Here is a 13,092-nt window from a genome sequence, read left to right on the forward strand (position 1 = left end):
ACGGCGCCCTGGTCGCGCAAGGCCGGCTGGCGCTGGCGCTGGACCAGGCGCCCGGCGGCGCGGCCGGCGTGTACGGCGGCACCGTGCGCATCGCATCGAGTTTCGTGGCCACCGACGGCAGTTATTGCCGTGGCTTTACCGCAACCAGTGGTGGGCAGGAAATGGCGGGACTGGCCTGCAAGAGCGGCGGCGCATGGAAATTGCCGATCTGGATGCAGGTCGCGAAGGCGGCGCAGCCTGGCGGTGGTGTCAAGGCCGGCGCGGAATTGCCGGCGGCCGTGCAAGCCGTGATGGAGCAGCGGAGTGGGGGGCAAATGCTGGATGCGGCAGCTGAGCATGATGCCATGCAAAAAGGCTGGCTGCGCTGAAGCGTGCAGGGCGGATTTTACGGGGACGCCGAGTCAAATCCGCCCTACAGTGACCGCAAGAATCCGGAAATTTTACGGTGTGCAGGCTTTAAACAGCCAGCAGTTCCACATCAAAAATCAGCGTGGCGTTTGGCGGAATCACACCGCCCGCGCCGCGCGAGCCGTAGCCCAGGTCGGCAGGGATGATCAACTGGCGGGTGCCGCCCACTTTCATGCCTTGCACGCCTTCATCCCAGCCGCGGATCACCATGCCGGCGCCCAGCGCGAACTCGAACGGGTCGTTGCGGTCTTTGCTGGAATCGAATTTCGGGCCCTTGGAGCCATCGTCGTTGCGCAGCCAGCCGGTGTAATGCACGGTGACATTCTGGCCAGCTTTCGCCTCGGCGCCGTCGCCCACTTTGATTTCGTCGTATTGCAGGCCGGAGGCCGTGGTAATAATGGACATGATGTTCCTTTTTGATTGACAGGTAAGCCATTCATTGTAGACGTTGCGCAAATTATGTGCCATTTCTGCCCTGATCTAAGTCAATTTTAAGCATTTACCGTCGATCTCCCACGATTTAAGTCGGCAATTGGCCGTCGTCCAGTCTGGTTTGCACTTAAAATAGGGTTTTGCTTTTACCCGCGCTTTGTAACCGCGATTTCCGTCATGTTCCGCAGTCTTCGCCGTATTGTAATTTCCACCGTATGCCTTGCCACCGCAGCCAGTGCGCAAGCCAATGTGGTCGTGGTGCTGAATTCCCGCGACGCTACCGTCCAGCTGCTGGACCAGACTTCCTTCAAGAGCTTGCAGACTTATTCGGTCGGCAAGGAACCGCACCACCTGATGCCGACGCCGGATAACAAATCCCTGATTGTCGCCAGCGCGGTCGGTAATGAATTGATTTTCCTGGACCCGAAATCCGGCCAGATCCAGCGCCGCATCAAGGATGTGCTGGACCCGTACCAGATTGGTTTTTCGCCGGACCAGAAGTGGTTTGTCGCCACGTCGCTGCGCCTGGACCGGGTGGACATCTATAAATACGATGGCAACACCGTGACCTTGTCCAAGCGCCTGCCGATGGGCAAGCTGCCCAGCCACATTGCGTTTGATGCAAAAAGTACGATGGCCTTCATTACCCGCCAGGGCAGTGACGAGGTCAGCGGCATTGACTTGAAGACGCAGGAAATCAAGTGGACGATCCCTGTCGGCAAATTGCCGGCCGGTATTGCCATGACGCCGGACGATAAGTACCTGCTGGTCGGCATCATGGGCAGCGATTACGTGGAAGTGATTGACTGGCGTACGCAAAAGACCGTCAAGCGCATCAAGGCGGGCGACGGCACCCACAATTTCCGTGCGCAGGGCGACAACCGCTATACGTACGTGTCGAACCGCGTGTCGAACACGATCAACATCATCGACCAGAAAACCCTGGAAAACGTGGGTACCATCAACGTGCCGGGCGGTCCGGATTGCATGGAAATCACCGATGACGGCAAAACCATGTGGGTGACCTTGCGCTGGATTAAAAAGGTCGCCGTGATTGACCTGCCGAGCCGCAAGGTCGTCAAACTGATTCCGGTTGGCCGTTCGCCGCATGGCGTGTTCTTCGCCAATTCGGCGCCACGCATGTGAGGTTGGCCATGCGTAGCTGGGCGGTCTACGGCGGCGTAGCCGCCTTCCTGCTGGGGGCGGCGGCAGCCGCCACTGCCGGCGGCAATGCCTGCAAGGGCACGATTTACCTCACCTTCGACACCGGCAGCCAGTCGCAAGCCGACTTGATTGCCGAGGTCCTCAACAAGCACCACGTCAAGGCCACGTTCTTCCTGGCCAGCGAAAAAACCGTGCGCGGCGATTATTCGCTCGATCCGGCCTGGGCCCCGTACTGGAAGGCGCGCGTGGAAGAAGGCCATGCCTTTGGCTCCCACACGTTTGACCACGTGTACTGGGTCAAGGATTTATCCGGCGGCCGCATGCGCGTGAAACCGCAATTCGGCGCGCAGGCCGGCAAGGTGCAAGACTGGAGCGCGCAGCAGTATTGCGATGAAATCCGCCGCGTCGATACGCGTTTTACGGAATTGACGGGCCGCCACCTGGATCCCATCTGGCGCGCACCGGGCGGTAAAACGTCCGCCAATACGCTCGCTGCCAGCAAAGCCTGCGGCTATGCGCACGCAGGCTGGGCGCCGGCAGGCTTTTCCGGCGATGAAACATCGAGCGATGCGTTTCCCAACAAAGTCTTGCTGGACAAGGCGCTGCGCGATTTGCGCGGCGGCGACATCTTCATGGCCCACATGGGCATCTGGTCGCGCAAAGATCCGTGGGCGCCCGCCAGCCTCGAACCTTTGATTACCGGCTTGAAGCAAAAAGGCTTTTGCTTTGCCACGTTGCGCGACCATCCTGATTTCAAGACGAAGCCATGATGCAAATGTTCATAGACTGGCTCGGAACAGCGCAGGGCTGGCTGTTCGAGACAGTGGTGCAGCCGCTGCTGTTCCACCTGGGTTGGGGCGACATTACCGAAGAAGCGTTTGAAGGCACGGAATGGCTGTTGATCGGCATTTGCGAGCTGGTCATCCTGTTTTCCATCTTGCGCCCATTGGAAGCGCTGATTCCTGTGCATACTTTTACCGACAAGCGCGCGCGGTGGAATGACTTCATTTATACGGTGCTGCAGCGGGTCGGCGTGTTGCCCGTGCTGGTCTTCTTTACGCTGGACCCGCTGATGGATGCGCTGAAGGCGTGGCTGCGGCTGGAAGACGTGCAGTCGGTCAACCTGGAAACCATGTTCCCGGACATGCCGCCGCTGATCAGCTTTGCCCTGTATTTGCTGGTGCTCGATTTCGTCGATTACTGGTACCACCGCGCATCGCACCACTTCAACTGGTGGTGGGGCTTGCACAGCCTGCACCACAGCCAGCAAAACATGAATTTGTGGAGCGATGACCGCAACCACATCCTCGATGATTTGCTGCGTGATACCGTCATGGGCCTGGTGGCGATCGGCATCGGCGTGCCGCCCGCACAATACGTGCTGCTGGTGTCGGCATCGCGCATGGTGCAAAGCTTGCAGCATGCGAATGTGCGCATCCACTTCGGCAAGATCGGCGAACGGCTGCTGGTGTCGCCCCGTTTCCACCGCATGCACCATGCGATCGGCATCGGCCACGAGTCGCGCGGCAAAGGTACGCTGGGCGGCTGCAATTTCGCCGTGCTGTTCCCGGTCTGGGACATCGTGTTCGGCACCGCCAATTTTTCGCCGGAATTTGCCCGCACGGGCGTGCGCGACCAGTTGCCGCAAACAGCGCCCGACGGCACCGTAACGCCGGGCCGCGATTACGGCAACGGCTTCTGGCGCCAGCAATGGCTGGGTTTAAAACGCATGATTGAATTTTTCGGCAAGGAACCTACGTAGTATGAAAGCTGTATTGAACGCTTACGGCCGCGCGCTGCTGTCGCAATTCCACGGCAAGATGCTGTTGCTGTCGGTCGCGCCGTCGCTGCTGTCGCTGGCTGTGTGGGCGGCGGCGCTGTATTTTGGCTGGCAACCGCTGCTGGACTGGATGCAGGGCATCTTCATTGAACATGAGCTGTACCACTACAGCAGCAGCTGGCTGGCGCAGCTGGGCCTGACGGCCGTGAAAACCATTATTGTGCCGCTGGCCGCCATCCTCGCCGTGGTGCCGCTGATGATTTTGACGGCCTTGATTTTCATTGGCGTGGCGGCCATGCCGGCCATCGTGCGCCACGTTGGCGGGCGCCATTATCCGCAGCTGGAAATGAAAAAGGGCGGCAGCCTGGCCGGCAGCGTGGGCGTGGCGCTGTGCGGGTTTGCGATTTTTGCCGTGGTCTGGGTGGCGACGCTGCCGCTATATGCGTTCCCGCCTGCCGCGCTGGCGCTGCAAGTGTTCTTGTGGGGCTGGCTGACGGCCCGCGTGATGGCGTATGACGCGCTGTCCGACTATGCCAGCGCGGAAGAGCTGGCGCAATTGCGGCGCGAACACCGCTGGCGCCTGATTGCCATCGGCATCGTATCCGGCGCCGCCGGCGCGGTCCCCGGCGTAGTGTGGCTGGCCGGCACCGCCATTGCCATTGTCATGTTCCCATTCCTGGCGGCGATTTCCATTTGGCTGTATGTGCTGATCTTTATCTTTACCGGACTGTGGTTCCAGTACTATTGCCTGGAAGCGCTGGCGAAGCAGCGCAGCCTGACCAAGGGAGAATAATGTGGCGATCGGTCTGATTATCATTGGCGATGAAATCCTGTCGGGCAAACGGGCCGACCAGCATTTCCCCAAGGTGGTGCAAATGCTGGCGGCGCGCGGCCTGCAGCTGGGGTGGGCGGAATTCCTTGGCGATGACCGCGCCCGTATCACGGCCACGCTGAAACGCACGATGGCCAGCGGCGATATCGTATTTTGCTGCGGCGGCATCGGCGCCACGCCGGACGACCATACGCGCCAGGCCGCCGCCGATGCGCTGGGCGTGCCGCTGGTGCTGCATGCAGAAGGCAAGCGCCTGATCCAGCAGCGCATCGTGCAGCTGGCCCGCGACGCGGGCCATGAAGCGGACTTGAATTCACCGGAAAACCTGCATCGTCTGCACATGGCGGAATTTGCGCAGGGCGCTGCGCTGATTCCCAATCCCTACAACAGCATTGCCGGTTTTTCCGTAGGCACGCATTATTTCGTGCCCGGTTTCCCCGTGATGGCGTGGCCGATGCTGGAATGGGTGCTCGATACCCACTATGCCAGCCTGTTCAACCGCGAACCCCGCGCCGAGCATGCGCTGTTCGTGTATGAACAGGCGGAATCCGCGCTGACGCCCATGATGGAAGCGCTGGAAGCGCAGTTTCCCCTGATTAAAGTGTTCAGTTTGCCCTCAGTGGGCGACGCCAAGACGCGCCGCCATATCGAGCTGGGTGTCAAAGGCGAACCCGGCCAGGCAGCACTGGCCTTCGCGGAAATGCGCGCCCAACTGGACAGTCTGTCTGCGGAATACCGTCTCGCCTGACGATCTTCCCGTCGAATACGCACGGTCCTGGCTGCTGCCGAATTCAGCAATACCTGCGGCAATAGCTCGCTGGCAAGCAGCCCTTATGGCAGCAGGATGACAACAGAAGCGCGGGGTTATTGAACAGCGTTGTTTTTTTGCGAAAAAACTCCGCAGTCACATCAAAAATTCGCGCTGGCGACCCGTGCACAGGGCGCCGATGTGGTGCAATGTAACTCAGGCAGGTCGCCCTGATTCACGACGGTTTGAGCAATATGTTAAGCACTCGACGTTTCCGCAAAACCCGCCTGATGGTGCGGGCCGCTCGTACAATTCGAGCAGGCGCCGCCGCATTCGGCTTTAAACGCAAGCCCCGGCTGAGCGTTGTCAAACCACAGACTGCCGTGCTGTTGCACGCGCAACCCACTGCGCCCGAACCTCCCGCGCCCAAGAGCAAACGGTCCCGCAATGCCTTCATCCTCGTGATGCTGGTGCTGTTGTCGCTGCTTGTGGGGTGGGGCGTGCATGAAATGCGCACGTCGTCCATGCAGGCGAAAATCTTTTCCGATCTGATGGCCAACGTTCACTACAAGGTGGAACCTGGCCCCAGCAAGGCAATCCGCTTCCCCAAAGACAGCCCGTACGACGAGCGCCTTGGCTACGCGAACATGCCGGATTACCTGAACAAGCTGAAGGCGCGCGATTATGAAGTGGCGGCGCAGGCGCGGTTCTCGCCGAAGATGGTGGAATTGTCCGATATGGGCGTCTTCACCACCTACCGTGAGAAAACCCGCACCGGCCTGAATATTTCAGATTGCCGCGCACAGCCGCTGTTCTCCGCCACGTACCCCGAACGGACGTACGATAATTTCAAGCAGGCGCCCACGGCGCTGGTGCAAAGCTTGCTGTTCATTGAAAACCGGGAATTGCTGGACAGTACTTATCCCAAGCGCAATCCCGCCGTGGAATGGGACCGCCTGTCCAAGGCCGTGATAGAAAAAACCGTCAGTACCGTGGCGGGCGGCGCCCGCGCGGCCGGCGGCAGTACGCTGGCCACGCAAATCGAGAAATACCGGCATTCGCCGGAAGGCCGTACCGGCTCGATGAAAGACAAGCTGCAGCAAATGGTGTCGGCCACGCTGCGCGCGTACCAGTCGGGAGAAGATACGACGGAAGTGCGGCGCCAGATTGTCGTGGATTACCTGAATACCGTGCCGCTGTCGGCCAAGCCGGGCTATGGCGAAGTCAACGGCATCGGCGACGGCATGTGGGTGTGGTATGGCCGCGATTTCAATGAAATCAACCGCTTGTTGTCCGGCAAGATGGACCAGCCCGGCAGTGCGCTGGCGTTCAAGGAAGCGCTGTCGCTGCTGATTGCGCAGCGCCGCCCCAGCTATTACCTGGGCGATGGCGATGCCGACCTGGAAAACCTGGCCAACAGCCATTTGAGGCTGCTGGCGCAAGCCGGCATCATCACGCCGCAACTGCGCGACGCGGCGCTGAAAGAGCGCTTGCATCCGGCAGCCGGCAATGGCCTGGCTGCGGCCGCTCCAATGTCGTTTGTCGAGCGCAAGGCATCGAATTCCGTGCGCAACCACCTGGCGAATTTGCTGGGCGACAACCGCATGTATAACCTGGACCGCCTGGATTTGAACGTGGTCAGCACGCTGGATTCGCAGGCGCAAAAAGTCGTCACGCAATTGCTGCAGGATTTGCGGGATCCGGAAGTCGCGCAAAAGGCCGGCCTGACGGGTAAAGGCATGCTGGGCAATGGCGATCCTGCCAATGTCGTGTACAGCTTCACGTTGCTGGAAAAAGGCAAGGACGTCAATTACCTGCGCCTGCAAACGGATAACTATGACCAGCCGCTGGACATCAACGAAGGCGCCAAGCTGGACCTGGGTTCTACCGCCAAGCTGCGCACGCTGGTGACGTACCTGGACATTGTCGACCAGCTGCACAAGCGCCTGTCGCCGATGAGCCCGGAAGAATTGAAGAAAACCGTGGTGGCGCCACAGGATAAATTGAGCCAGTGGGGCGTCGAATACTTCCTCGCCAAACCCAAGGACATGAGCCTGGACGCAATGCTGCAGGCTGCGCTGGACCGCCAGTATTCCGGCAACCCGGGCGAAACGTTCTTCACGGGCGGCGGCGTGCACACGTTCGGCAACTTCTCAAAAGAAGACAATGGCCGCATCATGCCCGTGCGCGAAGCGCTGCGCCGTTCCACCAACCTGGTGTTCGTGCGCCTGATGCGCGACATCGTCAAGTACTACATGTTCCAGGCGCCTGGTTCATCCGCCTCGCTGCTGCAAGACGCCGATGACCCGCGCCGTGCCGCGTACCTGGCCCGCTTTGCGGACAAGGAAGGCAAGGAATTCATGTACCGTTTCTGGGCCAAGTACAAAGGCAAGCCGACGGAAGAACTGGATAAAGTGCTGGTGGGGTCGATCCGCCCGACACCAGTGCGGCTGGCCAATATCCACCGCACGGTATTCCCGAACGCTACGCTTGCCGAGTTTTCCGCGTACCTGAAGGACAATCTGCCTTCGCAAAACGAAGTGCCGGAAGAGCGCCTCGTGAAAATGTATGACCAGTACGCGATGGATAAATGGTCGCTGGCGGACCGCGGCTACCTGGCCAGCGTGCACCCGCTGGAACTGTGGATGGTGGCTTACCTGCGTGCGAACCCTAAAGCCACGCTGGCGCAAGTGGTCGCGGCCAGCGAAAAGGAACGGCAAGAGGTGTATCAGTGGCTGTTCAAGACGCACCGCAAGCACGCACAGGACAAGCGCATTGCCGGCCTGGTGGAAATGGAAAGCTTCATGGCGATCCACCGCCAGTGGAAAAAGATGGGTTACCCGTTTGATTCGCTGGTGCCGTCGTACGCCACCACGCTGGGCGCATCGGCCGACCGTCCCGCGGCGCTGGCGGAAATGATGGGCATTATCATCAACGATGGTGTGCGCCAGCCGACGCAGCGTATTTCATCGCTGCACTTCGCATCGGGCACGCCATACGAAACACTGGTCAAGCGGGGCGGCACGACGACGAAGGAGCAAGTGCTGTCGCCGGAAGTTGCACATGCGGTAGCTGCCGCGATCCGTGAAGTCGTATCGGATGGTACTGCCAAGCGGGCCCGCCAGGCGTTCGTGAAATCCGATGGCACCGTGATTCCTGTCGGCGGCAAGACGGGGACCGGCGACCAGCGTTTCGAAGTGTATGCCGCCGGTGGCCGTGTGATTGAATCGCGCTTCGTGAACCGTTCCGCCACGTTTGTCTTTAATATTGGCGAGCGCTTCTTCGGCAGCATGACGGCGTACGTGCATGGTCCGGAATCCAAGAATTACGATTTCACCAGTGCGCTGCCGGTGCAATTGCTGACGGTGCTGGCGCCCAGCCTGATGCCGCTGATTGAACCGGGGGCGGTGCCTAAAGGCGGCGTCATTGCCGTGTCGCATAACCCCGGCAAGCAAGCCGCGGTCACCCCCAAGACGCCACTGATGGCCTGCGGCGGGTAATGCGTATGGCGGGTTCCCCGAACCCGCCATAGAGCCGTCGAGACGCACGCACGGCGGCTTTATAAAGCCGGCCTACGGACTCCATGTCCGGTCAGTATCGGACGCCAACGCCTTGCCAAGATAGACATTGTTTGGCATCGTGTCGGGCATGAAACCCATGCGCCATCACATGAGCAAGATCCTTGCCTTTACCCGCTTTTCCCTCAAAGACTTGATCGTCACGACCGGCCCCGCTGCACTGGCCGTGGCTGCTGCGTGCGTGCTGGCGTACAAGCTGGTTGACCCCATGCCGCCCCGCACGGTGACGTTATCGACGGGGCAGGAAAACAGTGCGTATGAAGTGATTGGCAAAAAATATGCGCAAGCGCTGGCCAAGCATGGCATCACAGTTAAGCTGTTGCCATCGGAAGGGTCGCTGGATAATTTGCAGCGCTTAAACAGCGGCAATGCGGATATCGCGTTCGTGCAAAGCGGCTCCACCAGTGAAGATGAAGCGGAGCGCCGGGGCCTGACATCGATCGGCAGCCTGTTTACGGAACCGGTGTGGCTGTTCATGCGCGACAAGGTCAAAGCCAATGAATTGAAGCAATTAAAAGGCTTGAAGCTGAACCTGGGGCCGGAAGGCAGTGGCGTGCCGCGCCTGTTCCGGCAAGTGCTGGAAGCCAATGGCGTCACGCCGGCCGACTTCACGGCCAGCGCGCTGGAAAATACGCCGGCCACGGTGGAGTTGCTGGAAGGGCGCATCGATGGCCTGGTGTTCAGTTCCGCGCCCGATGCGCCACTGGTGCAAATGCTGCTGATGACGCCAGGAATTAAACTGTTCGACTTTACGCAGGCTGAAGCGTATACGCGCCGCCTGCCTTTCCTCAGTCACGTGGTGCTCCCGCGCGGTATCGTCGACCTGGGCCGCGATTTGCCGCCGCATGACGTGCATTTGATTGCGCCCACGGCCACGCTGGTGGCGCGCGACGATTTGCATCCGGCGCTGGAAGATTTGTTTGTGCAGGCGGCCGCGCAAATCCATGGCGGTGCAGGCTGGTTCCAGCACCAGGGGCAGTTCCCGTCGCCCAGCTACACGGAAATCCCCGTGGCCCGTGAAGCTGCCCGCTTTTACAAGGATGGTCCGCCGCTATTGCAGCGCTATATGAACTTTTGGCTGGCGAATTTCTTTGAGCGCATGTGGGTGCTGGTGGTGGCGCTGGGCGCGCTGATTCTGCCGCTGTCGAAAGTGCTGCCGCCGCTGTACGTGTGGCGTATCCGCTCACGCGTATTCCGCTGGTATGGCCAGCTGCGGGCCGTGGAGCAAACTTTGGCGGACGCGCCGCCCGAACAGCGCGACGCCGTGCATGCGCAACAGCTGGCGCACTTGAATGACATCGAAGACAAGGTCAATCAAATGTCGATCCCGTTATCGTTTGCCGATGAACTGTATGGCTTGCGCAGCCATATCAACATGGTAAGACAACGTATTGCTGAATAATTATCGGTTGAAAGATTGATAGTCTAAGTATTAACACGTAAATAGGTGCTATAAACGTTGTTTATTGATGCTTATGCAGCAATTTACTTTGACTTGGCATTTCCTACCTCGCAATATTATTAAACGCTTACACAGATAAGCGGACGTTTTTTTAATATTGCAGCCATCATTATTGAAGGGGTAGTAATGCAGAGAAACGAACTTCCAGGCAAGCGCAGCATGGCGCTGGCCATCACAGCAGTGTTCCTCACGGGCGCCACGGCAGTACAAGCCCAGCAATCTTCTACCGATTCTACCGCCACCGTGGTTGTGACGGGTACCCGGGTTGCCAACCGCACCGCCACGGACACAGCGTCGCCGGTCGACATCATCAGCGCCGATACGCTGAAAAACACGGGCGTATCCGAAGTGTCGCAAGCGCTGTCTGTCTCGCTGCCATCCATGAATTTCCCGCGCCCGGGCCTATCGGACGGTACGGATACCGTGCGTCCCGCGTCGCTGCGCGGGCTGGCGCCGGACCAGTCGCTGGTCCTGGTCAATTCCAAGCGCCGCCACAGCTCGTCGCTGGTCAACACCAACCAGACCATCGGCCGCGGCTCATCGTCGGTGGACTTGAACACGATCCCCAGCGCGATCATCAAGAACATTGAAGTATTGCGCGATGGCGCATCTGCGCAATACGGTTCCGATGCAATTGCCGGCGTGGTCAACCTGCGCCTGCGTACGGATAAAAAGGGCGGCGAAATCACGGCCAGCTATGGCGAGCGCCGCACCGACTATGATTTCATTGCCGGCGCCTTGCCAACGGGCGCCACGTGGGACGCGAAGACGTCGCGCAAGCGCAATGACGGCGGCACCGCCACCATCAGCGGCTGGAAAGGCTTGGAACTGGGCGAGGGCGGCTACCTCGTCATCGCTGCCGAATACAAGGACCAGGATCACACGGAGCGCAGCGGCTATGACGTGCGCCAGCAATACCCGCTGGTGTCGGGCGCCTTCGATCCGCGCGAAAAATCCATCAACCGGTTTAATGCGTGGTACGGCGAGCCTGAGATGCAGCAATCGACCGTGTTCGTTAATGCCGGCATCCCGCTGGCGGGCGGCGCCAAACTGTATGGCTGGACCAGCTACCAGAAGCGCGAAGCCACGTCGGCCGGCTTCTTCCGCCGCGCACTGCAGGACCAGAACATCATTTCGATTTATCCGGACGGCTTCCTGCCGCTGATTGCGCCGGACGTCGATGACTTTGCCGCGACAGGCGGCGTGACGTGGTCGGCCGGCGACTGGGACTTCGACGCATCGCTGGGTTATGGCAAGAACCGCATGCAGTACACGATCAAGAACACGCTGAACCGTTCGATCGGCCCTAGCAGCAAAACCGAATTCGATGCGGGCGGCTACTGGTATGACCAGCTGGTGGCGAACCTGTCGGCGGTGCGCAGCATTGAAGCGGGCCTGGCTTCGCCGCTGAACGTGGCGGTGGGCGCGGAAGTGCGGCGCGAAGGCTATAACTTGTTTGCCGGCGAACCGGATTCGTGGCGCTATGGCGGCCAGGTGCTGGCCAACGGCACGCCGGCCGCGCCGGGGGCGCAAGTATTCCCGGGCTTCCGTCCGGCCGATGAATCGAATACGCACCGCACCGCGCTGTCCGCCTATGTCGACCTGGAAGCGAACCTGAGCAAGAACTTCCTCGGTTCCGTGGCGGTACGGGGCGAGCACTATTCGGACTTCGGCAACAGCCTGTCCGGCAAGCTGGCGGGCCGTTACGACTTTGCCCCGGAATTCGCGCTGCGCGGTTCCGTGCAAAACGGTTTCCGCGCACCGTCGCTGCAACAGCAAAACTTCACCACCACGTCGACCAATTTCATCAACGGCGTGCCGTTTGAAATCACGACGTTCAAGCCGAGCGCACCGGCTGCCATCGCACTGGGTGCGAAGCCGCTGGATGCGGAAAAGTCGGTGAACTTCTCGCTGGGTTCCGTCATCAAGGCGGGCGGCGGCACCATCACGGTCGATGCATTCCACATCAAGATCAAGGACCGCATCGTGCTGTCTGAAAATCTGACGGCCGCCAACGTGCGCGATTACCTGACCAAGCAAGGCTTCATCGGCGTGGGCGGCGGGCGCTTCTTCATCAATGGCGTGGATACGACGACCAAGGGTGTCGATGTGGTCAGCAGCTGGCCGATCAATACGGGCGGCCACGGCAAGCTGGACTTCACTTTGGCGGCGAACTATACGAAGACGGACGTGGACAAGGTGCCGACCACGGCGCAGCTGTCCGCGCTGTCGCCGGCGCCGGTGCTGTTTGACCGCATCAACGTGCTGACGTTTACGGATGGCACGCCGAAGACCAAGTTCATTGCCAGCAGCACGTGGAGCAATGGCCCGTTTGGTTTGACGGCGCGCGCCACCCGCTATGGCAAGATCCTCGCGCCGGGTACGACGGCAGCGCTGGACTTCTGGCTGGGCGCGAAAACGCTGGTGGACCTGGAAGGCCGTTATGCATTCACCAAGCAGCTGTCGCTGGCGGTGGGGGCGGACAACCTGTTCGACAAATATCCGGATCCATTCCCGGCAGCGCTCAATACGACGGGTAATGCACCGTTCTCGAACTATTCGCCGTTTGGACGTTCAGGCCGGTATGTGTATGCGCGGTTGAACTACACGCTGTGAGGTGCGGCGGATTACGCGGGCTGGCGCCCGCTAATCCGCCCTACAGCAGAGGATGTAGGGCGGATTAGCCGA

The 13,092-nt window shown here is 60.2% G+C and carries 10 protein-coding genes; 9 read left to right on the forward strand and 1 reads right to left on the reverse strand.

All coding sequences use genetic code 11. From position 1 onward, the window contains the following. Positions 1-368, forward strand: a 368-nt coding sequence (locus GM668_RS30675; RefSeq protein ID WP_503826578.1) for an RT0821/Lpp0805 family surface protein, incomplete at its 5' end; no start/stop codon positions are given. Between the two features lie 88 nt (positions 369-456). On the opposite strand, the gene GM668_RS29135 is transcribed toward GM668_RS30675, so the two are convergent. Beyond that, positions 457-813 carry an FKBP-type peptidyl-prolyl cis-trans isomerase gene (locus tag GM668_RS29135; protein WP_155442484.1) on the reverse strand — a complete coding sequence of 119 codons (357 nt, stop codon included), beginning with the start codon at positions 811-813 and terminating at the stop codon, positions 457-459. A 204-nt stretch (positions 814-1,017) separates the two neighbouring features. Here GM668_RS29135 and GM668_RS29140 point away from each other — a divergent pair, with 204 nt between their 5' ends. The 8 genes from GM668_RS29140 to GM668_RS29175 all read left to right on the forward strand — a co-directional run bounded on the left by GM668_RS29140 (position 1,018) and on the right by GM668_RS29175 (position 13,020). Continuing rightward, a complete protein-coding gene (locus tag GM668_RS29140) occupies positions 1,018-1,986 on the forward strand; it encodes a YVTN family beta-propeller repeat protein (protein ID WP_155442485.1) in 969 nt (322 codons plus the stop codon). 8 nt (positions 1,987-1,994) lie between these two features. Further along, positions 1,995-2,774: a polysaccharide deacetylase family protein gene (locus GM668_RS29145; RefSeq protein WP_155442486.1), complete on the forward strand. Its 780-nt coding sequence runs from the start codon at positions 1,995-1,997 to the stop codon at positions 2,772-2,774. Beyond that, positions 2,771-3,766 carry a sterol desaturase family protein gene (locus GM668_RS29150; protein WP_155442487.1) on the forward strand — a complete coding sequence of 332 codons (996 nt, stop codon included), beginning with the start codon at positions 2,771-2,773 and terminating at the stop codon, positions 3,764-3,766. Before GM668_RS29145 ends, GM668_RS29150 begins: the two co-directional genes overlap by 4 nt. Before the next feature lies 1 nt (position 3,767). After that, positions 3,768-4,577: an EI24 domain-containing protein gene (locus GM668_RS29155; protein ID WP_155442488.1), complete on the forward strand. Its 810-nt coding sequence runs from the start codon at positions 3,768-3,770 to the stop codon at positions 4,575-4,577. A gap of 1 nt (position 4,578) precedes the next feature. Next, the gene (locus GM668_RS29160) at positions 4,579-5,364 is read left to right on the forward strand and encodes a competence/damage-inducible protein A (RefSeq protein WP_170305909.1); all 786 of its coding nucleotides are present in this window, start codon (positions 4,579-4,581) and stop codon (positions 5,362-5,364) included. Positions 5,365-5,828: 464 nt separating this feature from the next. Then, complete coding sequence (locus GM668_RS29165; RefSeq protein WP_229500082.1) at positions 5,829-8,864, forward strand: transglycosylase domain-containing protein; 3,036 nt, start codon at positions 5,829-5,831, stop codon at positions 8,862-8,864. A gap of 169 nt (positions 8,865-9,033) precedes the next feature. Continuing rightward, positions 9,034-10,344 (forward strand): TAXI family TRAP transporter solute-binding subunit, encoded by a 1,311-nt coding sequence (locus GM668_RS29170; RefSeq protein ID WP_155442489.1) that lies wholly within the window; start codon positions 9,034-9,036, stop codon positions 10,342-10,344. Between the two features lie 186 nt (positions 10,345-10,530). Further along, complete coding sequence (locus tag GM668_RS29175) at positions 10,531-13,020, forward strand: TonB-dependent receptor plug domain-containing protein (protein ID WP_155442490.1); 2,490 nt, start codon at positions 10,531-10,533, stop codon at positions 13,018-13,020. The last annotated feature ends 72 nt before the right edge of the window (positions 13,021-13,092 follow it).

The sequence above is a fragment of the Pseudoduganella ginsengisoli genome (assembly GCF_009720865.1).
GTDB classification, from domain to species: domain Bacteria; phylum Pseudomonadota; class Gammaproteobacteria; order Burkholderiales; family Burkholderiaceae_D; genus Rugamonas; species Rugamonas ginsengisoli.

Excerpts from the sequence above, each read along its gene's own strand:
- GM668_RS29165 (WP_229500082.1), top strand. The coding sequence starts at position 5,829 with ATGCTGGTGCTGTTGTCGCTGCTTGTGGGGTGGGGCGTGCATGAAATG.
- GM668_RS29170 (WP_155442489.1), top strand. The coding sequence starts at position 9,034 with ATGAGCAAGATCCTTGCCTTTACCCGCTTTTCCCTCAAAGACTTGATC.
- GM668_RS29150 (WP_155442487.1), top strand. The coding sequence starts at position 2,771 with ATGATGCAAATGTTCATAGACTGGCTCGGAACAGCGCAGGGCTGGCTG.
- GM668_RS29155 (WP_155442488.1), top strand. The coding sequence starts at position 3,768 with ATGAAAGCTGTATTGAACGCTTACGGCCGCGCGCTGCTGTCGCAATTC.
- GM668_RS29140 (WP_155442485.1), top strand. The coding sequence starts at position 1,018 with ATGTTCCGCAGTCTTCGCCGTATTGTAATTTCCACCGTATGCCTTGCC.
- GM668_RS29175 (WP_155442490.1), top strand. The coding sequence starts at position 10,531 with ATGCAGAGAAACGAACTTCCAGGCAAGCGCAGCATGGCGCTGGCCATC.
- GM668_RS29135 (WP_155442484.1), bottom strand. The coding sequence starts at position 813 with ATGTCCATTATTACCACGGCCTCCGGCCTGCAATACGACGAAATCAAA.
- GM668_RS29145 (WP_155442486.1), top strand. The coding sequence starts at position 1,995 with ATGCGTAGCTGGGCGGTCTACGGCGGCGTAGCCGCCTTCCTGCTGGGG.